Annotated in this window: 24 protein-coding genes and 1 tRNA gene; 5 read left to right on the top strand and 20 right to left on the bottom strand. The window is 64.9% G+C overall.

The window, feature by feature from the left end:
- Window positions 1–14: 14 nt before the first annotated feature.
- From ACWCOO_RS04270 to ACWCOO_RS04190, 17 genes are all read right to left on the bottom strand, one after another.
- Window positions 15–91 (bottom strand) — tRNA-Pro (locus ACWCOO_RS04270).
- A gap of 28 nt (window positions 92–119) precedes the next feature.
- Entirely contained in the window at window positions 120–476 is a 357-nt protein-coding gene (locus ACWCOO_RS04265; protein WP_446831718.1) for a MerR family transcriptional regulator, read from the bottom strand.
- The gene (locus ACWCOO_RS04260) at window positions 460–765 is read right to left on the bottom strand and encodes an integration host factor subunit alpha (RefSeq protein ID WP_446831717.1); all 306 of its coding nucleotides are present in this window, start codon (window positions 763–765) and stop codon (window positions 460–462) included. The genes ACWCOO_RS04265 and ACWCOO_RS04260 overlap by 17 nt, the downstream gene beginning before the upstream one ends.
- A complete protein-coding gene (pheT, locus tag ACWCOO_RS04255; RefSeq protein WP_446831716.1) occupies window positions 762–2,795 on the bottom strand; it encodes a phenylalanine--tRNA ligase subunit beta in 2,034 nt (677 codons plus the stop codon). Before pheT ends, ACWCOO_RS04260 begins: the two co-directional genes overlap by 4 nt.
- The gene (pheS, locus tag ACWCOO_RS04250; protein ID WP_446831715.1) at window positions 2,792–3,778 is read right to left on the bottom strand and encodes a phenylalanine--tRNA ligase subunit alpha; all 987 of its coding nucleotides are present in this window, start codon (window positions 3,776–3,778) and stop codon (window positions 2,792–2,794) included. Before pheS ends, pheT begins: the two co-directional genes overlap by 4 nt.
- Before the next feature lie 10 nt (window positions 3,779–3,788).
- The gene (rplT, locus tag ACWCOO_RS04245) at window positions 3,789–4,139 is read right to left on the bottom strand and encodes a 50S ribosomal protein L20 (protein ID WP_446831714.1); all 351 of its coding nucleotides are present in this window, start codon (window positions 4,137–4,139) and stop codon (window positions 3,789–3,791) included.
- 40 nt (window positions 4,140–4,179) lie between these two features.
- Window positions 4,180–4,377: a 50S ribosomal protein L35 gene (gene rpmI / locus ACWCOO_RS04240; RefSeq protein WP_446831713.1), complete on the bottom strand. Its 198-nt coding sequence runs from the start codon at window positions 4,375–4,377 to the stop codon at window positions 4,180–4,182.
- A gap of 23 nt (window positions 4,378–4,400) precedes the next feature.
- On the bottom strand, window positions 4,401–4,928 hold the full coding sequence (gene infC / locus ACWCOO_RS04235; RefSeq protein ID WP_446831999.1) for a translation initiation factor IF-3: 528 nt from the start codon (window positions 4,926–4,928) through the stop codon (window positions 4,401–4,403).
- Between the two features lie 13 nt (window positions 4,929–4,941).
- Window positions 4,942–6,873, bottom strand: a complete 1,932-nt coding sequence (gene thrS, locus ACWCOO_RS04230) for a threonine--tRNA ligase (RefSeq protein WP_446831712.1) — start codon at window positions 6,871–6,873, stop codon at window positions 4,942–4,944.
- A 132-nt stretch (window positions 6,874–7,005) separates the two neighbouring features.
- Window positions 7,006–7,482, bottom strand: a complete 477-nt coding sequence (locus ACWCOO_RS04225) for a hypothetical protein (protein WP_446831711.1) — start codon at window positions 7,480–7,482, stop codon at window positions 7,006–7,008.
- Window positions 7,483–7,647: 165 nt separating this feature from the next.
- Entirely contained in the window at window positions 7,648–8,436 is a 789-nt protein-coding gene (locus ACWCOO_RS04220; RefSeq protein WP_446831710.1) for a cyclase family protein, read from the bottom strand.
- Complete coding sequence (locus tag ACWCOO_RS04215; RefSeq protein ID WP_446831998.1) at window positions 8,433–9,107, bottom strand: SDR family oxidoreductase; 675 nt, start codon at window positions 9,105–9,107, stop codon at window positions 8,433–8,435. The genes ACWCOO_RS04220 and ACWCOO_RS04215 overlap by 4 nt, the downstream gene beginning before the upstream one ends.
- 50 nt (window positions 9,108–9,157) lie before the next feature.
- Window positions 9,158–10,420, bottom strand: a complete 1,263-nt coding sequence (locus ACWCOO_RS04210; RefSeq protein WP_446831709.1) for an SDR family NAD(P)-dependent oxidoreductase — start codon at window positions 10,418–10,420, stop codon at window positions 9,158–9,160.
- Window positions 10,417–11,580 carry a thiolase family protein gene (locus tag ACWCOO_RS04205; RefSeq protein ID WP_446831708.1) on the bottom strand — a complete coding sequence of 388 codons (1,164 nt, stop codon included), beginning with the start codon at window positions 11,578–11,580 and terminating at the stop codon, window positions 10,417–10,419. Before ACWCOO_RS04205 ends, ACWCOO_RS04210 begins: the two co-directional genes overlap by 4 nt.
- On the bottom strand, window positions 11,577–13,241 hold the full coding sequence (locus tag ACWCOO_RS04200; RefSeq protein ID WP_446831707.1) for an AMP-binding protein: 1,665 nt from the start codon (window positions 13,239–13,241) through the stop codon (window positions 11,577–11,579). The genes ACWCOO_RS04205 and ACWCOO_RS04200 overlap by 4 nt, the downstream gene beginning before the upstream one ends.
- Complete coding sequence (locus tag ACWCOO_RS04195; protein WP_446831706.1) at window positions 13,238–13,735, bottom strand: aromatic-ring-hydroxylating dioxygenase subunit beta; 498 nt, start codon at window positions 13,733–13,735, stop codon at window positions 13,238–13,240. Before ACWCOO_RS04195 ends, ACWCOO_RS04200 begins: the two co-directional genes overlap by 4 nt.
- Before the next feature lie 223 nt (window positions 13,736–13,958).
- Window positions 13,959–15,290, bottom strand: a complete 1,332-nt coding sequence (locus ACWCOO_RS04190; protein WP_446831705.1) for an aromatic ring-hydroxylating oxygenase subunit alpha — start codon at window positions 15,288–15,290, stop codon at window positions 13,959–13,961.
- A gap of 198 nt (window positions 15,291–15,488) precedes the next feature.
- Between ACWCOO_RS04190 and ACWCOO_RS04185 the strand changes: the two genes are divergently transcribed.
- From ACWCOO_RS04185 to ACWCOO_RS04165, 5 genes are all read left to right on the top strand, one after another.
- Window positions 15,489–16,670 (top strand): serine hydrolase domain-containing protein, encoded by a 1,182-nt coding sequence (locus ACWCOO_RS04185; RefSeq protein ID WP_446831704.1) that lies wholly within the window; start codon window positions 15,489–15,491, stop codon window positions 16,668–16,670.
- A gap of 20 nt (window positions 16,671–16,690) precedes the next feature.
- Entirely contained in the window at window positions 16,691–17,971 is a 1,281-nt protein-coding gene (locus ACWCOO_RS04180; RefSeq protein WP_446831703.1) for a serine hydrolase domain-containing protein, read from the top strand.
- Between the two features lie 102 nt (window positions 17,972–18,073).
- Window positions 18,074–19,360: a serine hydrolase domain-containing protein gene (locus ACWCOO_RS04175; RefSeq protein WP_446831702.1), complete on the top strand. Its 1,287-nt coding sequence runs from the start codon at window positions 18,074–18,076 to the stop codon at window positions 19,358–19,360.
- Window positions 19,361–19,423: 63 nt separating this feature from the next.
- Complete coding sequence (locus ACWCOO_RS04170) at window positions 19,424–19,651, top strand: DUF433 domain-containing protein (RefSeq protein WP_446831701.1); 228 nt, start codon at window positions 19,424–19,426, stop codon at window positions 19,649–19,651.
- Between the two features lie 59 nt (window positions 19,652–19,710).
- Window positions 19,711–19,965 (top strand): hypothetical protein, encoded by a 255-nt coding sequence (locus ACWCOO_RS04165; RefSeq protein ID WP_446831700.1) that lies wholly within the window; start codon window positions 19,711–19,713, stop codon window positions 19,963–19,965.
- Window positions 19,966–20,130: 165 nt separating this feature from the next.
- Here the strand turns inward: ACWCOO_RS04165 and ACWCOO_RS04160 are convergent, their stop codons facing one another.
- The 3 genes from ACWCOO_RS04160 to ACWCOO_RS04150 form a co-directional block, all read right to left on the bottom strand.
- A complete protein-coding gene (locus ACWCOO_RS04160) occupies window positions 20,131–21,243 on the bottom strand; it encodes a vWA domain-containing protein (RefSeq protein ID WP_446831699.1) in 1,113 nt (370 codons plus the stop codon).
- A 163-nt stretch (window positions 21,244–21,406) separates the two neighbouring features.
- Complete coding sequence (locus ACWCOO_RS04155) at window positions 21,407–22,303, bottom strand: AAA family ATPase (protein ID WP_446831698.1); 897 nt, start codon at window positions 22,301–22,303, stop codon at window positions 21,407–21,409.
- Window positions 22,304–22,421: 118 nt separating this feature from the next.
- Window positions 22,422–23,219 carry an FAD binding domain-containing protein gene (locus ACWCOO_RS04150; RefSeq protein WP_446831697.1) on the bottom strand — a complete coding sequence of 266 codons (798 nt, stop codon included), beginning with the start codon at window positions 23,217–23,219 and terminating at the stop codon, window positions 22,422–22,424.
- Window positions 23,220–23,227: the final 8 nt, after the last annotated feature.

Below are 23,227 nucleotides of genomic sequence, written 5' to 3'. Positions count from 1 at the left end.
ACGATCCGGGGAAATGGTCGGGGCGAGAGGATTTGAACCTCCGACCACCTGCACCCCATGCAGGTGCGCTACCAGACTGCGCCACGCCCCGAACCGGGCGCTCATTCTATCGCCTGGGGCTACTTGAGCAAGCGCTGCAGTGCTTCCAACTCCGAGCGCATCTGGCGCGCGAATTGCTTGAGCTGCCCCTGGTCTTCGCGCCGTTTCTCCCCGGCCAGCCGCTGGCGCGCGCCGGCCAGTGTATAGCCTTCCACCTGCAGCAAATGGCGAATCTGCCGGATCAGCATGATGTCCTGCGCCTGGTAATATCGGCGGCCGCCGCGCCGCTTGGTGGGGTTCAGTTGCGGGAATTCCTTTTCCCAGTAGCGCAGAACATGCTGCTCGACCCGGCAAAGCGTACTGACCTCGCCTATCGTGAAATGCCGCTTGGCCGGAATCGGCGGCAGCTTGACGTCCTGATCAATCTGATCCAGCACCCGCTTCCACCAGTTGCCGCAGTTTCTGCCCCGCGGAAAACGTCACCACGCGGCGCACGCTGATCGGAATACTCTCGCCGGTGCGTGGATTGCGCCCGGGGCGCTCGCCCTTGTCGCGCAAATCGAAGTTGCCGAAACCCGAAATCTTCACGCGCTGACCTTTCTCAAGCGCATCGCTGATGCTCTCGAATACCTCGTTGACCACCATCGCGCTTTCCTGCTTGCTCAAGCCGATATGAGCATTCAGGGAACCGACGATCCCAGCGCGGGTAAGCATTTTTCGTTTCATTCGCGAACGCTGACCCCAAACTTCGTGCCAAGAAGCGAAACGGCGCCGGCTACGGCTTTGTCCACTTCCTCATCAGTTAGTGTGCGCGACATTGACTGATAAATCAAGCCTAAACCAATGCTTTTTGTATCAGGCTGCAAGCTTTTGCCGCCTTCATAGACATCAAACACGAAAACTTCGCGCAGCAGCTCCCCACCATCCGAGCGGATCGCGGCCAGCATTTCGCCCACCGGAACGGTCTGCGGGGAAACCAGCGAGAGGTCGCGGCGAACCGCGGGAAAACGCGATACAGGCGCCGTCGAGACGGGCCGGGACTTGCGGATCGCATCCAGCCGCAAGGCGAAAATACAGGGCGCGGGCGCGCCGCCGGCCAGCCGCGGATGCAGCTCGCCCAGCCAGCCGACCGCTTGTCCGTCGCGCAGGATGCGGACCGAACGCCCGGGGCGCAGGGTCGGGTGCGCTTCTGCTTCCAGGCGAAACAGGCCGGCCAATGGCGACAGGCCGAGGATCGCTTCGACGTCGCCGCGCGCATCGAAGAAATCCGCCTCCCGGCTCTTGCTGCCCCACTGCTCCGGCAAGGCGTCTCCGGCTTGCAGGCCAGCGAGCCATGTTTGTTCGGCGACGTCCCCGGGTTGTCCGGAAAAACACACGCCAATCTCGAACAAGCGCGCCCGCATGGCGCCGCGACCCCGGTTGTCGCGGTAGTTGCGCAGCAGGCCTGGCCAAAGCGATTTCCGCAACACCGAGAGTTCGCTCGATAACGGATTGGACAACCGGATTTCCGGCTCTCCGGGATGAAACGCGCGGTGCGTGTCCTCGTCGAGGAAGCTGTAGTTGACGCACTCCCAATAGCCTCGATCAACCAGCAGCGCCCGGATGCGATCCGTGTCCACCCGCTGTTCCGTGGCCGGCGCGGGATGCGCGCTCCAGCGCGCCGGCGTCGCCGGAATATTCTCGTAGCCATGAATGCGCGCGATCTCCTCGACGAGGTCCGCCTCGCGTTCCAGGTCGAAGCGGAAAGATGGCGGGGTGATCCGCCAGCCCGCCTTGAGCTGCCGCACGTTCATGTCCAAGCCGCGCAGGATGGCCGCAACCTCCGCGTCGGGCAGCGTCAAACCCAACATCCGCGCCAAGCGCTCTCGGCGCAAGACAATCTTCTCGCGACGCGGCAGGAGATCGCCATGCACGGAATCCACCACCGGCCCGGCGCGGCCGCCGGAGGATTCCAGAATCAGTTGGGTGGCGAGCTCCAGGGCTTCGACCTGAGCCGCAGGATCGACGCCCCGCTCGAACCGCAGCGAGGCTTCGGTTTGCAGCCCCAGGCGGCGGGCCCTGCCGGCCACGGCGGCCGGCGCAAAGAACGCCGATTCAAGCAACACCGCACGGGTGTCGTCGGTAACCGCGCTATCCAGGCCACCCATAACGCCGGCGGCGGCAACCGCCCGCCGTTCATCGGCAATCACCAGCACGTCGGAATCCAGCTTCAGCTCGGCGCCGTCCAGAAGCGTCAGCGCTTCGCCCTGCCTGGCCCAGCGCGCGCACAACGCGCCTTGCAGACGCTCAAGGTCGTAGGCATGCATCGGCTGCCCGAGTTCCAGCATCACGTAGTTGGTTATGTCCACCAGCAGATGCAAGGGGCGGACCCCCGCCGCCGCGAGCCTGCGGGCGATGAAATCCGGAGTTTCGGCAGCAGCGTCCAGGTCTTCTATGACGCGCCCGGCAAACCGAGCGCAGCCTTCCGGCGCATCCAGCCGCAACTCGCGGCTGGCAGTGCTGCTTGCCGGCACGGCGGGCTGCTCGCGCTCGGTCAGCCTTGCGCCGAACAGTGCGGCGACTTCGCGCGCTACGCCGCGCACCGAAAAACAGTCGGCCCTGTTGGGCGTGAGCGCCAGCTCCAGAATCACGGACCCATCGCCGGCGCGGGTCAGACTGTCCACCTCCAGCCCCGCCATGGTGAGACGGTCGGCCAACTCCTGATCTTCGGCTTGCGGGCTGCACCAGTCCCGAAGCCAGGCAACGTCGATCTTCATGGCGCGAACTGCGCCAGAAAACGGATGTCGTTGTCGAAAAAGCGGCGGATGTCCCGCACGCCATAGCGCAGCATGGCCATGCGCTCCACGCCCATGCCGAAGGCATAGCCGGTGTACTGCTCGGGGTCAACGCCGCCATGGCGCAGCACTTCGGGATGCACGAGCCCGCAGCCCAGGATTTCCAACCATCCTCCGCTGTCCCAGCGCACGTCCATTTCCGCGGAAGGCTCGGTGAACGGGAAATAGGATGCGCGAAACCGCACCTCGACCTTGCGTTCGAAGAACTGCTCGGCGAATTCGTGCAGCAGCGACTTCAGGTTGGCCAGACTAAGGTTTTCATCCACCGCCAGACCTTCCACCTGGTGAAACACCGGCGTATGGGTCTGGTCCGAGTCCCGCCGGAACACACGCCCCAGGGAAATCACCTTAAGCGGCGCCCCTTCGGCCAGCATCGCGCGAATCTGCACCGGAGAGGTATGGGTGCGAAGCAAACGGCCGGAAGGCAGGTAGAAGGTATCGTGCATGTCCCGCGCCGGATGCTCGGACGGCATGTTGAGCGCCGTAAAGTTGTGGAACTCGTCCTCGACCTCCGGGCCGGACCGCACCGCGAAACCGGCCCCACCCAAAATGGCGCGCACCCGCCGGATGGTGCGGCTCAAAGGGTGCTCGGCCCCCGAACGCGCGCCCCGCCCCGGCAGGCTTACATCGAGACCGCCGGCGCTCAACGCGGCATCGAGGCGGTGTTCGCTCAGCGCCTGCTTGCGCGCGGCAATCGCGGCGCCAATTTCGTTCTTGGCCTGGTTGACCGCCTTCCCGGCCGCCGGCCTCTGAGCCGCCGGCAACGCGCCCACTGCCTTCAGCCGCGCGGTGATCTCTCCCTTGCGGCCCAGCAACTGGACGCGCAGCGATTCCAGTTCGTCGAGCGTGCCGGCAGCCTGAATCGCCGCCAGCGCCTCGCGTATCCGCTCGCTGAAATCCCCCACAGAAAGCGGGTCAAGACGTGGCGGCCCGCTTCGCCAGGTCGGCAAATGTCTCCCGATGATGTACGGCGATATCGGCGAGTGCCTTGCGGTCCAGCTCCACTCCCGCCTTGCGCAACCCGCTCATGAAGCGGCTGTACGACATCCCGTTGAGCCGCGCCGCTGCGTTGATGCGCGCGATCCAGAGGGCGCGGAATACGCGCTTGCGCTGGCGCCGGTCGCGGTAGGCGTATTGGCCGGCCTTGGTAACGGCTTGGCGCGCAACGCGGTACGAGCGGCTGCGGGCGCCCTGGTAGCCCTTGGCCTTCTTGAGAATCTTCTTGTGCCTGGCGCGCGTGGTAACGCCGCGTTTCACCCTGGCCATATGGAAACCTGCTTTGTGAAATTCCTGCGATAAACGCCGGCTAGGCGTATGGCAGCAAGCGCTTGGCGCGCGCTGTATCCGCCTTGGAAACCGCCGCAGGCGAACCCAGCTTGCGTTTGCGCTTGCTGCTCTTCTTCGTAAGTATGTGGCTGAGGTGCGAGCGGGCCCGCTTGAAGGCGCCGCCCCCGGTCCGCCGAAAACGCTTGGCCGCGGCGCGATTGGATTTCTGCTTGGGCATAACGTGCTTTTCTCGCTAACAGCTCAACTTCGCTTGCGCGGCGCCATCACCATGGTCAACTGCCGACCCTCCAGCTTGGGCTCCTGCTCGACCAGCGCGATCTCGCTCAGGTCTTCGCGCACCCGGTCGAGCAACTTGGCGCCCAGGTCCTGATGCACCATTTCCCGGCCGCGGAAACGCAAGGTTACCTTCGTCTTGTCGCCGTGCTCCAGGAACCGCAACAGGTTGCGCAGCTTCACGTCGTAGTCGCCACGGTCCGTGCCCGGACGCAGCTTGATTTCCTTGACCTGAATCTGCTTCTGCCGCTTCCTCGCTGCGTGCGCCCGCTTGTTCTGCTCGAATACGTAGCGGCCGTAGTCGAGTATCTTGCAAACGGGCGGCTTGGCGTTGGGATCCACTTCCACGAGGTCCAACCCCCGCTCCTTGGCGGTGCGCAAAGCGTCCTCGCGGCGCATGACGCCGATCTGTCTGGAATCATCGCCGATCACTCGAAGCTCGTAAGCCTCGATCTCTTCGTTGCGAAGAATCCGCTTCTTTTGAGCGATATTGATGTCCTCCGGGCAGCTAGTTGTCGGATGCGCCTCGCGGGGAACCCAAGCCCTCGGCGGTTGCCTTCGCCATGAAATCGTCCAAAGGCATGGCGCCTAGATCACCGGCCGCAAGCGACCGGACGGCTACATTGCCCTCGCGTTCCTCGCGGTCTCCGAGAACCAGAAGGTAGGGAACCCCCTGCAAGGTGTGGTCGCGGATTTTATAGCCTATCGTCTCGCTTCTCAAGTCGCATTCGGCGCGCAGGCCGGCCTCCTGCAAGGCCTCGAAAACACCGCGCGCATAGGCTTCCTGGCGCTCCGTGATCGCCAGCACCGCGGTTTGAACAGGGGCCAGCCAAAACGGAAACTTGCCGGCATAGTGCTCGATGAGAATGCCGAAAAAGCGTTCCAGCGAGCCCAGCAGCGCACGGTGGATCATGATGGGCCGGCGGCGCGAGCCGTCGGCGGCCACGTACTCAAGGCCAAAGCGCTCCGGAAGGTTGAAGTCCAGTTGCACCGTAGAGCATTGCCACTCGCGGCCGATGGCGTCACGTATCTTGATATCGATCTTGGGACCGTAGAACGCGCCGCCACCCGGATCGAGTTCGAACGCCATGTTCTTTTGGCGCAAGGCCGATTCCAGCGCGGCGGTGGCGCGCTGCCAGATGGCGTCGGTCCCCACGGCTTTTTCCGGCTGGGTGGCCAGAACCGTGTTGAATTCCTCGAAGCCAAAGGCGCCGAACAGCTCCAGTGCAAGCTCCAGGATGCGCAGGATTTCGTCTTCGATCTGATCCTCGGTGCAGAACACGTGGGCGTCGTCCTGGGTAAATCCCCGTACCCGCATCAATCCGTGCAGGGCGCCGGACATTTCGCGCCGGTACACGGTGCCCAGTTCCGCCCAGCGCATCGGCAGCTCCCGATGGGAACGCAAGCGGTTGCGATAGACGAGGATATGAAACGGGCAATTCATGGGCCGTAGTTGGTAGCCGCGTCCCTCGTCCTCTACGGGCGCATACATCGACTCGCGGTAGAAATCCGTGTGCCCGGAGCGATCCCAGAGATCCTCCAGCGCAATATGCGGCGTGAACAGCAGTTCGTAGCCGGCGCGCGCGTGGCGCTCGCGCCAGAAATCCTCGATAACCCGCCGAATGCGGGCCCCCTTGGGATGCCAGAACACCAGTCCGCCGCCGGCGTCCTCCTGAATGCTGAACAGATCGAGGTCCGTGCCGATGCGGCGATGGTCGCGCTTGGCTGCTTCCTCCAGGCGCTTGAGATGGGCCTTGAGCGCCTTGGAATCCGCCCAGGCAGTGCCGTAAATCCGCCGCAGTTGTTCGTTGGATGAATCGCCGCGCCAGTAGGCTCCGGCGGTGCGCGTGAGCTTGAATGCCTTGAGATGACCGGTGGAGGGTACGTGGGGCCCACGGCAGAGGTCTTTCCAGTCGCCCTGACCATAGAGCTTGATGGGTTCTCCCTCGGGAATTCCGGCGATGATTTCGGCCTTGTAACGCTCGCCGATCGAGCGGAAGTAGGCCACGGCGTCGTCGCGGGCCATGGTCTCGTGCGAAACGCGCAGGTCGGCGCGCGAAAGTTCCTTCATGCGCGCTTCGATCCGCTCCAGGTCCTCGGGAGTGAATCCCCGCTCGTAGGCGAAATCGTAGTAGAAGCCGTCCTCGATTACCGGTCCGATGGTGACCTGGGCGCCCGGGAAAAGGTCCTGCACCGCCTGCGCCAAAAGGTGGGCGGTGGAATGGCGCAATATCTCCAAGCCGTCCGGGTCGCGCGCGGTGACAATCGCGAGTTCGGCATCGTCGGCGATCCGAAAATCGGTATCCACCAACTGCCCGTCCACGCGGCCGGCCAGCGCCGCGCGAGCCAGACCAGGGCCGATATCGGCCGCGACTTCGGCTACGCTGGGCGCCTGCTCATAGCGTCGGCGGCTGCCGTCGGGAAGAGTGATTTCCGGCATCGGGCGATTGTACGCCGGAGCCTGAAAAAAACGCCGGCGCAGGAACTCCATTCGCTGCGCCGGCGCCAGCAAGAGGCCCGGTGAAAGGGCCTGTTCAGCCCCCGCCTATTGGGGAGGGGGAGTAGGTCCGACTTATTCGTCGGAGGCCGGGGCTTGTGCCTGCTGTTTGTTGCCTTGGCCGCGATACAGTTGGCCCGGCTGCCAGCGGCGCTGCATGTTGCCGCGCCGCATGCCCTCGCGCCCGCCGCGCCGCATGATGGCGCGCTGGTTCATGTCCTTGCGCATCTCGTCCAGCCGCGCGTTCTGCTCTTCGGTCAGAACTCCAGCCAGCCGTTCGCGCGTGGAATTCTCAAGCTCTCTCGACTGCTCCCGCAGCGCCTTGCGTTGCTCCCTCATGGCATCGCGCGCCTCACGGTTTTGAGCCCTAAGGGCTTCACGCTGGGCCTGGCTTTCGGCAAGAATCGTGTCCACCTGCGCTTGCTGTTCCCCGCTGAGCTCCAACCGCTCGCCCAACCATTCGGCTCGCGCCGCGGCCGGATCGTGCGCCTGGGCAGCGCCGGCCGCGAACGCAAGCAGAAGCGCCGCGCCGGCAATCCTTCCTTTCCTCATGTGAATTTCTCCGAGATTCCGGAAACGACCAATCCGTTTCCCTACTCCTTTGGATGCCGTATCCGCTTCAACGGTTGCGCGCGACCGCAAGCCGGGCGTCGGCGTCTTGGACTCCGCAGCCGGCGCGGGTGATATACCCGCGTCAGGCGCCGAGCATTGCGCGCGTTATGCGCCCGAGGGGATCAGCGCCAAGGCCCGCAGCGGGCTGCCGGAGCCTTGTTCGAGTTTCAGAGGGGCGGTGAGCAGCACCGAGCCGGTGGCAGGCAACTGGTCGAGGTTATTGAGGCATTGCAAACCGTACTTTCCGGCGCCGTGCATGTAGTAGTGGCAGGGATACGGGGGCTTGAACCGCTGCGCCTGGCCGCTGTCGGTGCCTATGGTCTCGGTGCCGAAACCCATCACGTCGCGCTGCTCCACCAGGAAACGCACGCAGCCCACATCAGGGCCGGGCGTGTGTTGCCCGGCAGCGTCGTAATTCTGAAACGCCGCGGGATCGTCCACACGGCGCGCCCAGCCGGTTTGCATCAACACCCAGGCGCCGGGCGGTATGCGGCCATGCTCGGCCTCCCATTCTTCAAGCCGTTGGCGCGTCAGCAGGAAGTCGGCGTCGCGCTCGGCGTCCGCTACACAATCCACCACGCAAGCCGGAGCGATCATGTGCTGCGGCGGGATCGTATCGACGGAATTGTTCGGCAGCTCGCGCCCGGAGATCCAGTGAATAGGCGCGTCGAAATGCGTGCCGGTGTGTTCGCAAAGGCTGAAATTGTTCCAGTACCAGGCCGGGCCGCGGCTGTCGTAGCGCGATATCTCCTCACTGCGGAACGGCAGCGCCTGACCCATTTCGGGAGGCAGGCCTAGCTGCGGAAAGTCCGGACTCAGCGTGTGGCTCAAATCGACCACGCGCAGCTTGCCGGCAGCGAGTCCGGCCAGCAGCTCCTCCAGCACCCCGCTCACAGGGTAAGCGACCCCACTGAAGTGCCACCGCACACATACAGCGCTTGCCCGGTCACGAAGCCGCTGCGGCGGTCCAGGAAAAACAACGCCGCGCGGGCCACGTCTTCGGGCCGCCCTAGCCGCCCGACAGGAATGGAGGCAGCCAGCTTCGTGGCCCGCTCGCTGCCCGGAGGCACGACATCGTCGAACATTCCGGTATCGGCAATCGGCCCGGGCAGGATCACGTTGGCGGTTACCTTGAGCGGCGCCAGTTCCAAGGCCCAGGTGCGCGCCAGGCCGAGCATTCCGGCCTTGGTGGAAGCGTAGGCGGTGCGCTTGGCCAAACCGACCACGGCGCGGCTGGAAACCAGCACGATCCGCCCCCAGCCGGCCGAGCGCATGGCCTCCAGGTTGACTTGTGCCATCGCCACCGCGGCGCCCATGTGCAATTGCGCCAGCGCCTCCATGTCATCTTGCCTCACCTCCGGCAGTGGCCGTTCCCGGATTACGCCTGCGTTATGCACGAGGCGATTGGCGGGATCGCTGGCGGCGGTTTCGGCGAATGCCTGGCGTGTGGCTTGCGGGTCGGTCAGATCCACGGCCACCGACTTGACCTGCGGCGAGCGCGCCGGCGCCGGGCGGCGCGCAAAACACACCACTTCGAGGCCCTGCTCGACGAGCACTTGCGTCATGCAGGCGCCGATGCCGGAACTGCCTCCGGTGAGCCAGACGCGACCGCCGCTCACCGCGCCTGCGCCTCGGCTGCCAGTTCGCGCTCCAGCACCTTGGGATTGTCGCGCCAGCGCTCCACCCAGTCTTGGGCCACCGCGCCCGGGAACAGGTCCTCGACGCCGTCGCGCAAGCCGCTAACGATATCCAGGGCCAGGCGTTCCGGCGCCAGCTTGGGCGGCGGCAAGGTCTGATTCCAGGGTTCGTCGATGGGCCCGGGAAACACGTTCATGACCCGAATGCCGGCGGGCTGCATTTCGGCGCGCAAACACTGCGCCAGCGAGAGCGCCGCAGCTTTGGAGGCCGAGTAGGTGCCTTGCGGAGGATAGTTGCTCAGCGCATAGACGCTCAGGACATTCACCCAGGCGGTGGCCGAAGCGTCGCCGTCGGCCGCCCGCGCGCGCATCAGCGGCCCGAACGCCTGGGCCAGCCGCAAAAGACCCAGGTAATTGACTTCCATCTCGCGGCGCGCGAGCTCCGCACCGGCGCGGGTTGCAATGCCCTCGCTGCGATGCACTTCGGCATTGTTGATAAGAATATCGACGCGCCCACCGATTTCTCCGGCCATGCGTTGCACACCGCGCTCGTCGGTCAAGTCCAGCGGCACCACGCTGACCTGATCCAGCTTTTCGACCTCCTCCTGGCCCGGATATTTTTTCCAGGGTTCCGCCTGCCCCACCCAGATAACAGCCGCTCCGGCCTCTGCCAGGGCGCTCACCAGTGCCTGACCCACGCGGCTCTTGCCGTCGGTAACCAGCACCTTGCGGTGTTGCGGGTTGCAGGAAAACTCGTTGTGGCGCGGGTCTGTTTGCATGTCGTCGCTATGCTGAGCGGGCAGCGCCACCAGCGCGCCTTGCCCGGCCTTGTCGAGTTTAGCCGTAACCCGCACCATGGCGGGTGGCGGCGGACAGCCTTGATGCAGATGCACGACTGCAACCGGACCCTCTTCCAGGCGCGTCAATCCCAGCCGCCAGGGAAGGCGTTCGCGGTAGAACGGATCGTTGCTGTGATGCAGCATGGTATGCGCCAACAGCTCGCCGCGCCCGGAGGCCGGCTGCCACGATAGCGCGCCCGAAAGGCACTCGGCGCAGCAATCAGCCGGCGGATACTGAAAGCGTCCGCACTCCTCGCAGCGCTGCAAGGCAAACTGGCCTTCTGCGGCCCGCGCCGTCAACCCCAGCGCTGCCCGGCTGCGCGGCAGCGGCGGCGTAAGCGGCTGCCGCGTGCGCAGAATCGGGTTCTTGAGACGGGTCTTGCCTTGCATGGATGATGTCATGGGCGCGCCAACACGGCAGCCGCGCTGCACAAGCCACGGTCGTAGTTGATCATGCCGAATCCTGAAACAGCGCCGCGCCGCGCATTCGCAACCTGTTTGCCCAGCGGGTGGCGCAGCAATTGGCGCAGCGCCTCCACCAGCCCCAGAAAACCGCCGGCGGCGCCAGCCTGGCCCATCGACAACTGTCCGCCGCCGGTATTCAAGGGACAGTCGCCGTCGAAGGCAAATTCGTGCGCGCGGATAAAGGCGGCGCCTTCCCCCGGCACGCAGAACCCCATGCCTTCGATCTGCATCAGCGTAATCACGGGATAGTCGTCGTAAGCCTGGAAGAAATCCATGTCGGACGGCCCGCAGTTCGCCTGCCGCCATAACTCGGCCGCGTCCAGCGTCCAGCCGCCGCGAGCTTGGACGGGGTCGCGTGGATAGGCGTTGTGGCGCTCGATGGCGCCCAGCAGCCGGACGTGCTCCAGCCCCAGCGCGCGGGCCCGGTCCGCGGTGGTGACCAGAAATGCGTCGGCCCCGGCGCAGGGCATGACGCAATCGAACAGGCGCAGCGGTTCGGCGATGACCCGCGCATGCAGGTAGTCCTCCAGCGTGAGCGGCTGGCGCAGCAGTGCGCAGGGGTTGTGTCCGGCGTTGCGCCGCTGCGCCAAGCACAGTTTGCCGAAGTCCTCGCGACGCAATCCGTATTGCCGCATCCACCAGTCGGTGATGAACGCGAAGCTGGCGTTGGCTCCGCCGGAGCCATAGGGATATACGGCGTCCACGGCGAAGCGGCTGAAGGTCGATAGCGTGCGCCGAAAAGTGTCCACCTGGTTGGTGTCGCCGGCGATGCAGGCCACTATTTCGGCGTCGCCGGCCTGCACTGCACGCGCCGCGCGCCGCAGACACACCACCCCGGAAGCGCCGCCCATGGGCACATGGTCCAGCCAACGCAGGGACATGCCAAGGTGCTGCGTCAGGCCCACGGCAGTGTCCGGCGCCAGCGTGAAACTCGACACGCCGAGGCCGTCGATCTGGTCTTTCTTGAGCCCCGTGTCGCGCAACAGCCCGGCCAGGGCCCTGGCGATCCACGAATGCGCATCGCGCGTGGAGTAGCGCGCGTAAGGCACGGTGACCGGCGCGCCCACGGCAACGCCTTCGTAGCTCTGGCGGCTCATGCCGCCCGCGAAGGCAGGGCGCGTTTCATGCTGCGCGTATCCACGCAGGCGCCGCGCTCGAACAAATCCAACGCCAGCGCCTTCAAGCCCGCGCGGTCGATCTTTTGCGTGGCCGTGTGCGGCAGTTCGTCCACCAGCGCCACAAAACCGGGCGCCTTGAAATAGGCCAACCTTTCGAGGCAATGCCGCGTCAGGTCGCGGGCCAGTGCCGCGGGTTCCGAGTCAGCGCCTTGCGCCGCGCCGGCAACACGCACACAGGCGAACACCTCGTCGCCGCGCACTTCGTCCGGCGCCGCCGCCACCGCCACTTCGGCCACAGCAGCGTGTTCGGCCAACACTCCCTCGACCTCGGCAGCAGAGATGTTCTCGCCGCTGCGGCGAATCAGGTTGCTCCGCCGGTCGATGAAATGCAGGTCGCCGTCGGCGTCGCGGGCCACAATATCGCCGGTCTGAAACCAGCCGTCCTTCCAGGCGCGTTCGGTGGCTTGCGCATCCTTGAAGTACCCGGAGAAAAACCCCAATCGCGGGTTGTCTCCCGCCTGCCGCACCCAGAGCTCTCCCGGCTCATCCAGGCCGGCTTCGCGACCGTCGGCGGCCACGATACGTGTCTTCAACTGCGGACCCGGTCTGCCGAAACAGGCGCTGCCGCGTTTGCGCGGCTCGCGGTTGGCGATGATGGCCGCCCCTGCGCCCGTCTCGGTCATGGCCCAGGCTTCAATCAGCGGAAAGCCGAAGCGCTCCTCGAACGGTGCGTGCTGACGGCTGCCGACGCCGGCCCCGAATCCGAAACGCAGACGATGCGCGCGCTCGGCGGCTTCTGCGGGCAGCTTGAGCAGAATTGCCGGCATTACGCCGAGGTAGTGCACGATAGTGGCACGCGATTCGCGCACTTCGCACCACCAACTGCTCGGATGAAAGCGGTCCAGCGGCGCGATGCAGCCGCCGGTCTGCAGCATCGCCATGGTCGAACAGGCCAGCGCGTTCATGTGGTGCATGGGCAGAGGCGTAATCAGGCAATCGCGGCCCGCATCCAGCGCGCAGAGATCACCGAGCGCGGCGTACCAGGCGCCGATCGTCGTGAAATACCGGTTGCTGAGCATACAGCCCTTCGGCTGCCCAGTGGTGCCGGAGGTGTAAAGCAGCGCGCACTCGCGTTCGGCGTCATTCTCGGGCGCCTTGACCTGAATGGGCGGCGATCGCAGCTCTGGAACATCCTCACCGGGCGCGCATACGGGCACATCCAGTCCGGCCTGGCGGGCCACCGAGCGCAACTCTTCCGTCCTCTCGGGCAAGGCAATCACGAGGCATGCTTCGCTGTGCGTCAGCGCGTAGGCAAGCTCCGCGGAACGCCAGGCCGGATTCAGCGGCGCCACCGAAACGCCCAGCGCATTCAGCGCCAGCCAGTGCAGGAACATGTCCGGGCGGTTTTCCAGCAGCAGGGCCACGCGCCGGGTCGCCTGGCCCTGCTGTTGCGCCAGCGGCCGCAAGCGTTCGGCCAAGGCGTCCACGCGCCGCCAGGCGTCGCCGTAACTGATATCGCCGGGCGCGATCCCGCTGCGATCGGCGGTATCGGTGGTAATGCGCAGGAAGGGGCTTTCCGCGTGCCGGCCAGCCGCCAGCTCCAGCGCCCGTGCCACGGTGCCCTGAGCCGCGTTGCTCACAGAAGCATTTGTATGGACGGCAGCGCTGCGTCGCGATTGAGCAATTCGATGCGCTTGACGGCAATCTCCAGGCGGCTATTGCGCCAGCGCAGATCGTGATGCGCCACGCCGCCAAGCACGAATTGCTCGTCCAGGCGGGTTTCGAGATAGACGAACGGCGTGCGCGTCGAGTATTCCCGCTTCGAATCATCGCGCCGGACAACTTCGGGGCGCTGCAGAACATGCTGACAGAAGCTCGGCTGCTGCTGCGAATGCGAAAGCGGGCTTTTCAGGCGTTCTATTCGCACCCTGAGCAGAAACTTGTCTTCGCAGAACAGCGATGTGTGGCTGTGCGGATCGGTTTGGCCGCGCACCAGCGGCATCCAGTAGAGCGCATCTTCGGAGTACAGCGCATACCACTCATCAAGCCGCTTCTCGTCGATCAGGCGCGCCTCGCGGTAAACGAACCTGGCCAGCGCTCCCTTGCCGGGGGGCTTGGCGGACGCCTTGCTCATGCTCCTGCTCCTGCTCCTGCTCCTGCGCCAGCGTGTTTGCGGCATACCCTCGCCGGCAATGCTCCCTCCTTCCGGAACACGCCGGCAAGCACATCCTTGTGGGCTCTGCGGCGGCATCCTTGCCGCCGAAGGTTCCGAGAGGAGGTAGCATCGCCGCCTCTAGCCAGCGCCGTGAGGCGCGGGTGGCGGATGTTGAGGCCGCTGGAAAAAGGGGCTGCCGGGATCACGCAGTGGTCTCGTTGGTGGGGAGCATGTACTTGAGCCAGGCGCGGAACTGGCCGCGCATGGACACTTCGCTGGTGCCGCCATAAACGCCGGCAATGCTGTCCTGCTCGGCGGCATCGTAGTTGCGGTGCAGGCTCACCCACTCGTTGCCCTCTGCGTGCAGGCCCTTCTGAATCTCGCTGTAGCAATGCAGGTCGTCGTGCCCGACCACCGAAGTAGGCGCGTTGATCAGCCGCGAATAGGTCATCGTGCGCTTGAGCAGCTCCTCGGGCGCGCCGGCCAGCCGGAAGGTCCAGCTTTCCAGCACCGTCCTGTTGGCCGCCAGCGGGCGCGCCACGCGAATCGCCTGGATCGCGCCCTTGATTGTGAGGCTGGGGAAATACACCGTGTTGTGGCGGTTCTCGCCCAAGATCGCCTGCGCCCGCTCCTCACCGTAGGCTTCGATCATGCGCTGGTCATACTCCGGCACCGACGAGTACTTGGAGTGAATCGAGAACTTCACGCCCGTATAGGAATGGCCGTTTTCGTAGATTTTCACGCCCATGTCGTCGAAAAACTTGTAGTCGTTGACGAACGGCGCGAACTGCTGCACCACCATCGGCGGTACTCCGTCGTCCCCCTCCTCCTCCCAAAGCCGCTTGGCCACGCCGGCCGATGACTGGTGCGTCACCATCGGATGCATGGCGTCGTTGAGGTTCTCGACGAACATCTTCCAGTTGCAGTCGTGGTCGTAGCGCAGCACGCCACCGGCAACCTCCAGCCGTCCCTCGGGCGAGCGGTCCGCCATGTTGTCTATCGAACTCAGGGATTCGCCGAAATAGTCGTGAAAGTCGGGGCCCTCGCTGCTCAGGCGCACAAACACGAAGCCCCGGTAGTTGGCCACCTTGGGCGCCGGCGACAGCCCCCGCCAATGGGGTGTGGCGGCGATGCAGGTTCCGTCGTAGCCTCCCTTCAACGGCACTGCCCGCAAGCTGCCGTCGAGTCGATATGTCCAGCCGTGGTACGGGCAACGCAGCATCCGCCCGCAATTGCCCTGCACGGCACTGACCACGCGCGTACCCTTGTGCGCACAGCGGTTCAGCAGCACGCGCACCTCGCCATCGGCGCCGCGCAGCATGACCAGGGGCGACCCGGCGATATCGGCGGTGTAGAAATCACCGGGCTCGGGCACCTGGCTGTCATGGCCCATGTAAATCCAGGCCTTGCGCCATAGCCGTTCCTGCTCCAGCTCGTATAGCTCCTGGGAAATGTAGAGATCGCGGTGAATCGCGTCCGACCGCACCAGCGCGCGCAGGGCGTCGGGGTCGTTCGCGTAGGACTGACGGGCCATGGTCTCGTGCGCCTTGGAATTTCCCGGGAATTCTAGCCCGGCGCAGCGCTGCGGTGTGCGGCAGCAGGGCGTGAGGGCCTTGCTGCCTGCCAGACCAGGCGCAAGGATGCGTTGGAGCTCAAGAGCGCAGGCCCAAGCGGTGTCTGCTGCGAGTGGCGGCTATGATTGGCATCGGAAGCGGAACGCGAGACATCGTCAATGAAGAAATTGCTGCGCGCATTGGGCTTGGCGCTGGCCTGGACGGCAGGTTCGATAGTGGGCCTGCTGACGCTTGCGGCGCTCGGGTTCCTGGTGGCCAAACCGACGGAAACCGCGCGCTTTTTCGGCCTGTTCGCGGACAAGCGGCCGGGGCATATGCAATGGGTCGAAGGCGCACCTGAACAGCCGCTGCCCACGGCCGGCCTGGAAGAGCGCAGCCTCACGGCGGACAGCCTGGAGGCGGCGCTGGCCTACGGCGCCGCAAGCGGATCGGATGCGCTGCTGGTATGGCGCGGCGGCCGCCTGCAGCTCGAGCACTACTACGAAGGCGCCAGCCCGAGCACGATCACCTCGACGCAATCCATGCACAAATCGGTGGTGGCCTTGCTGCTTGGCATTGCTATCGCCGAAGGCCATATCGCCTCGGTGGACGACCCGGTAAGCCGCTATCTGCCCGAATGGCGAGACGGCGACCGGGCGGAAATTACGCTGCGGCACCTCTTGTGGCAAAGCAGCGGCATTGATTTTCCGAGCTTTACCTTCAGCAGCCTCGTGCCCATTATGGGGCTTCTGATCGGTCAGGACATGCGACCGGTCACGCTGCGGCAGCAGGCCATGGAACCGCCGCTTACGACCTTCGAGTACAACAGCATCAACCCCCTTGTTCTGGGTCTGGTGATCGAGAACGCCACCGCCACACCGTATACAGAGTACTTTGCCAAGGCATTGTGGACACCCCTCAAGGCAGGCAGCGCTTGGGTACAGATGGACCGCGCGGGCGGCATGGCCCGCAGCTACTGCTGCCTGGACGTCACGGCCCGCGGCTGGCTGCGCCTGGGCTTGCTGCACCTGAATAAAGGCATGGCGAACGGTGTGCGCATCGTGCCGGAAGAATGGATCGCGCAGATCCAGACGCCCGCCCCCACCAATCCCAATCACGGCTACCTCACCTGGCTGGGCAACGAGTATGTGGAAATGCGCCGCTACAACTCCAAGTCATCGCTGCGCGTTTACCATTCCGAGCCGTTTGTCGCCGATGACCTTGTCTTCTTCGACGGTTTCGGGGGCCAGCGGGTGTATATCGTCCCGAGCGCCGACATGGTGATCGTGCGCACCGGCGCGATCGCCACCGACTGGGACGACGCCCGCCTGCCCAACGTGCTCCTGGCGGGCCTGCTTTGAACCGGAGATTGCCTGAGAAAGTGAACAAGACAACCACTACGCTTGCGGCTTTGCTGCTGTTTGCGGCGGCGGTGCTGCAAGGCCAGGCGCAGCCGGACGCATCGATGACTCCCGAGGAAATCCAGGCCAGGGTGGACTGGGTAAACGACGTGGAATCGCAAGACTTTCATTTCTGGCGCCGCTGGCGCGACCGCCCCGATGCGGCCGCTTTTCGCCAACCGCAGACCTGGTACAACCCCATGATTCTGGTCGAAGGCGGCGTGTCGCAGCCGTTTTTCCCCAGTACAGCTTCCGACGATCCGCCAACCATCGCGCCCGAAGCAATAGCAGCGGCGTCCCGCTACGCGATGGAGAGGGAAACTCAGGCCTTCATGGTCTACCACCGAGGCAAGATCCGCCACACGGCTTTCATGCAAGGCTTCCACGAGGCCTCCCCCATCAGCTCGCATTCCTGGGTCAAGACCCTGCACGGCATCCTCGCCGGTTTCGCGCTGGCCGATGGCGATATCGGCAGCCTGGATGATCCTGTCGAAAAATACATCCCCGAGTGGCAAGGCGAGCCGCGCGGCCAGATCACGGTGCGTCAGGCGCTGCACAACACGACGGGGCTGGAACTGCCCTTCAGCATGAGCGATCAAGGCATACAGCCCTACTCCAAGAGCATGCAGATCGTGGAAGGATCGGACGTCAACGCCACGGTGCTGTCTTTCGAACTGGCGGAAGAACCGGGCACGGCATTCGCCCACAACAATCCCAACACCCAACTGGCTGGGATAATTCTCCAACGCGCCACCGGCAGGAACTTCGCCCATTACCTGGCCGAAAAACTGTGGCGGCCGATGGGGGCTCAGGGAGGTGCGATGCGCCTGGACGGCATTGAAGGCAATGTCATCTCGTACTGCTGTTTCCTGTCCGCCCCGGCGGACTGGATGCGCGTGGCGCACCTGCTGATGAGGGACGGACGGCTGCCCGATGGCGAACAACTGCTGCCGCAAGGCTGGGTCGAGAAGATGCTGACCGGCTCCGAAGCCAACCCCAACTACGGCTTTCAGATCTGGACCGATGCCGAATACGTCGAGCGGAGGCCTTATTTCCCGGGCCTGCCCCTGGAATTCGCAAACTATCACTCCGAACCGTTCGCCGTGGACGACTTGTTCTACCTGGACGGCGGCGGCAAGGTGCGCGTATGGATCAGCCCCAAGCTCGACCTCATCGTGCTGCGGATGGGCTATCCGCCGCCGCGCGGCATGGGCTTCGACGAATCCTTCATCCCCAACACCATCATCCGCGGATTGCTCTGAAGCCGCGCATGGACATGGCCAGTTACCGCAACACGAAACGGGCCGCCGCCGCAATCGCAACACCGAATTAGCCGGCGCCCGCCAAAAACACGGGAGTAAGACATGCTCAAGCGCATACTCAAGGGCCTCGCCGCCACCGGCAAGTGGATCCTGATCGTTATCGCTGTTATCGGCGTGGTGATATACCTGCCTTCGCGGCTTGGCTGGTACGGGATTTACGCCAAGCGCTATGTCATCTCGCTGTCCGGCAATCCGCTCAGCCCGGCGCGCGCCTGGTACGACCCACACGAACGGGTGGCAGGGGGCGAGCCCGCGCCGCTGGAAGCGTGGGCGGAGGGCGAGAACCCGATCGCTGCGGACATCTACCGGGAGGCTTCCTCGTGGGCGCAACAGCAGCGCAGCGATTCGCTGGTGGTGCTCTACAAGGGCCGGCTGGCGCACGCCAGTTACTTCAATGGGCGCACCCCCGATTCGGAATTCAGCACGCACTCGCTCACCAAGGTGCTCAATTCCATCCTCGTGGGCCACGCCATCGCCGACGGTTACGTGCAGTCGGTTGACCAGCCGGCAGCGGATTTCCTGCCGGAGTGGGACACGGACGAACGCCGCGACATCACCTTGCGCGACCTGCTGAATATGGCCGGCGGCCTTCAGGAAACATTCGCCTTCTGGCCCGGCTCGCCGCGGCTGGCCCGCACCATGGGCACGGACATCGTTACCGCCAATCTGGACGTCGGAATCTACGCGCCGCCCGGAACCGCCTTCACGCATGCCAATCCCAACAGCCAGGTTGCCGGAATCGTGCTGGAACGCGCAGTCGGCATGCGTTTCGGCGACTACCTCGCGCAGAAGCTATGGGCGCCGCTGGGGCTCCGTGACGGCTGGCTGTTCCTGGACCGACCGGGCGGCATGGCGCATACCGATTGCTGTATGTGGACCGCGATCGAAGACTGGGCACACATCGGTCAGATGCTGCTACAGGACGGCTGCTTTGCGGGCCAGCAGATCATCCCGGAAGGTTGGGTGAACGAAATGACCACGCCATCCGCCGCCAACGAGAACTACGGCATGCAGCTCTGGCTGGGAACATCGCATAAGCCCCTGCGTACCTACGACCCGAATATCGAGTTCCTGGGCAATCTGCATTCGGAGCCGTTCGTGGCCGACGACGTATTCTTCCTCGATGGCGCCGGCGATCAGCGGCTCTACATGATTCCCTCGCGCGAACTCGTGATCCTGCGCACCGGCAAGGACGGCCCCGAATGGGACGACGCCCTGCTACCCAATCTGTTCACCCGCGCCGTGGACAGCATCTCCGGCCAAACGCCCGCCACGCGCCCCACCCGCGCCGACCTCAACGCCGCCTGCCTGAACAACCCCACCGAGTAGCTGCGCGCGTCGCGGAAAGAACAGAAGACATCAATCTAAGCATTAGGTAAGGAAGGCAAGCCCATGACGAACTGGTCAAACTGTCCAGCCGTGGAACGCAATCCCCGCAAGATCAGCGGCGATTGGGCATTTAGGGGCACCCGGGTACCGGTGTATGCCCTATTTGAGAATCTTGAGAGCGGGGCAACGGTGAAGGAATTTCTTGAGTGGTTTCCCGAGGTACAGGCGTGGCAGGTGGCTGCTGTACTCAAACATGAAACCGAATCCTTGAGGACGCCCGTCGAAGCGTGAAAATCCTCTTCGATCACGGGACTCCCGCGCCTCTTCGGCAACATCTCCCAGAGCATTCCGTGGATCGATCTGCGGAGAGGGGTTGGGAGTTGCTGGAGAACGGCGAGCTCATCCGAAAAGCCGAAGAGGACGGATATGAGGTCATCGTCACCACGGATCAGAACATGCGGCACCAGCAAAACCTGGCCGACAGCCGATTGGCGATCGTCGTGCTGATGGCAACGGCATGGCCGCGCGTGCAGCATCGAACGAAGGAAATACGCGCGGCCATCCAGGCAGTCGGGCCAGGCCAGGTTCGGGAAGTCCCGATCTGAGTGTCCAGAAGCGCCCACACTAACGGCCTGCCCACGCCACCGGTCCTGATCGATACCGAGGTATTGGCGGATTTCCTGCGTGGACGGTCGGTCACTCCCTTCCAATAGGCGGGGATAGTTCTCGCCGATTAGAACGGCGACTGCCTTAACCGAAGTGGCCGAGAGCTATTGCAGCGCGTCCGCGAGGCTCAGGAGGCTGTTTACGTTGTGGGCGGAGCGGTGTTCGTGGACAGCGGGGAGTAGTGCGCGTACGCCGCGGGCACGGGGTTCGAAGTCCGGGTAGCCCAGCAGCGGGTTGAGCCACACGAGGCGCTTGCATGAGCGGCGGAGGCGGTCGGCTTCGGAGCGCAATTTTTGCGTGTCGGCGCGCTCCAGGCCGTCGCTGAGCAACAGCACGACGCCCGGGCGGGTCAGAACCCGGCGCGACCAGAGCCGGTTGAACTGTTCGAGGACGGAGGCGATGCGGGTGCCACCTTGCCAGTCGGGCGCGGCCTTCAACGCTGCAGCCGCCGCCACGTCGCTATCGCGCCCGCGCAATTCGCGGGTCACCCGGGTCAGGCGGGTGGCGAAAACGAATGCCTCCACTCCACGCCGCGCGCTGCACAACGCATGCGCGAAATACAGAGCCATGCGCGCATATGCCGTCATGGAACCGGACACGTCGAACAGCAGCACCAGCGCCATCGGTTCCCGAAGGCGCGCCTTGCGCCGCAATTGCACAAGTTCGCCACCCGACGACAGGCCGCCGCGCAATGTGGCCCGCATATCGATGCGGGGGCCATGTGCGGCTGCTCGAAAACGCCTGCCCAGGCGCATGGGACAAAACACGCCGCGGCGCAGCAGTTCTCGCGCCTGGGCCTGTTCCTCGGGCGTCATCTGTCCGAAATCCTTGACCGCAAGCGATTCCCGTGGCGAGTAGGCAGCGCCTACGGCAACCGATTCCGCGCCGGACGCGGCGAGCGACTGCGGAGCGCTAGTCATGGCACGCAGCAAGCGCAAGGCGCCGGGTTGCGGCGTGCTTTCTCCGAGGGCTCGCAGGCCTTGCGCCCGCAAACCATCAAGTCGCGCCCGCGCATCGGTATTGCCGAAGAACAGGGGAAACGCGCAGTCGAACAGCACACCCTCCGCCTGGCTGGCGACGAGAACAGAACGCAAAGCATCCGCAAACTCGCCGCGGTCGCCCACATCGACGCGCTCGGCGGCCTCCAGCGCCAGCGCGGTCTTGCCCACGCCCAGCGGCACCCCGACCGCGCGCAGCGTCCGCACAAACCCCACCACGCGCGCCGCTATCCCTGATATTGCATCGGTTTCCGTACGTCGGGACGAGAGATGGTCTGACTGGGGCGTGCTCACGTTTGGAAGCATAGCCACTCTGTTGAAAAACGCCGATCTTCGGTCTCAATAGGGGCCTGGTGCGCATTGTCCGCCGCGACACGAGACTTCAGCCCGCGGCGGTGAGGAGGCGGGCTACGGCGGCATCGTCCACCTGCTGGGTGTCCTCCTGGTATTTAAGCAGTGCGCCCAGCGTTTCGGAGACGGACTTGGCGTCCAGGTCGTGCGCGCCCATGGCCATCAGTGCTTCGGCCCAGTCGAGCGTTTCGGACACGCCCGGGGCTTTGAACAGACCTTCCTGGCGCAGCGCCTGCACGAAACGCGCTACCTTTGCGCGCAGTGCCTCGGGCAGGCCGGGCACGCGCGCGGCAAGTATCCGCTCTTCGGCGGCCTGCGTAGGATAATCAACCCAGCAATAGAGGCAGCGGCGCTTGAGGGCATCGTGTACCTCGCGGGTGCGGTTGGAAGTCAGCACCACGATCGGGGGTTTCGCCGCTTCGACGGCGCCCAGTTCCGGAATGCTCATGCGGAAATCGGCCAGGAATTCTAGAAGATAAGCCTCGAACGGCGCGTCGGCCCGGTCGAGTTCGTCCACCAGCAGTACCGGCGGTCCTTCCGGACGCGGCGCGAGTGCCTTAAGCAGCGGCCGCTCGATCAGGAATTCCCGCGAGTAGAGCGCATCGGAGAGCTCCTGCACGCGCTCGCTACCACCGGCTTCCGCCAACCGGACGGCAAGAATCTGGCGCGCATGATTCCATTCGTAGGCGGCGCCTGCCAGGTCCAATCCTTCGTGACACTGCAGGCGGATCAGGCGGCGGCCCAGGGCCGCGGCCAAGGCGCGCGCGAGCTCGGTCTTGCCCACGCCTGCCTCGCCCTCCAGGAACAGCGGGCGCTTGAGGTCGAGCGCCAGAAAAACGGCTGTGGCGAGTCGCCGGCTGGCGAAGTAATTCTGGACTGCGAGCAGGGCGCTCGCCTGCGCGGCGGAATCGGGCGCTGCGCTCACCATACGGTCAGCCCCAGAATTCAGCGTTCCACATCACGGCGGAACAGACGAAGACCCGCAGTGCGCCACCAATACAGCGGAACAACCGAATTCGCGCAATCGGGCGCCCGGTCGTGCGGCGCTAATCGAGAGCCATGCGCACGGCGCGCCGGGCCATCACGCCCACCAGGTGGGCACGGTAGTCGGCGCTGGCGTGCATGTCGTCGTTGAGATTGGCGGGCGACACCTCTAGTCCGTCGAGCGCATCGGGCGAGAAGTCCTCTGCAAGCGCTGCCTCGAAGTCATCCAGGCGATACACCGATGGTCCCGCTCCGGTAACGGCAACCCGCACCGACGACTTGAACTGGGCTACACACACACCCACCAATGCGTAGCGGGTGGCTGGATTGGGAAACTTGGCATAGCCTGCCTGCTGTGGGATGGGAAACATCACCTCGGTGACCACTTCGCCTTCGCCAAGCGCCGTTTCGAACATGCCGACAAAGAAATCATCGGCGGGGACCTTGCGCTTGTTGGTGATCACCGTGGCGTCCAGCCCAAGGGCCACCGCCGGATAGTCGGCCGCGGGATCGTTGTTGGCCAGCGAGCCGCCCAGTGTGCCGCGGTTGCGGACCTGGGGGTCGCCTATGGACTCGGCAGCGTGGGTGAGAACGGGAACAGCGGCGCGCAACTCGACGTTGCCGGCCACCTCCGCATGGGTAGTGGTGGCGCCGATATGCGCGCCCTTGCGACTCAGCCGGATGCCGTGCATTTCGTCGATACCGGCGAGGTCGATCAGCTCCGAGGGAGCGTTCAGGCGCATTTTCAGCGCCGGCAGCAGCGTCATGCCCCCGGCCAGCAGCATGGCGTCCTCGACGGTCGTGAGCCGCTTGGCCGCGTCGCGCACCGAGCCGGCGCGGTAATAGTTGAATTCACGCATTGCCCTGT

The sequence above is a fragment of the Candidatus Foliamicus sp. genome (genome assembly GCF_965221325.1).
In the GTDB taxonomy this organism is placed as follows: Bacteria; Pseudomonadota; Gammaproteobacteria; order Steroidobacterales; family Foliamicaceae; genus Foliamicus.
This window is presented reverse-complemented; position numbering and strand designations above follow the sequence as displayed.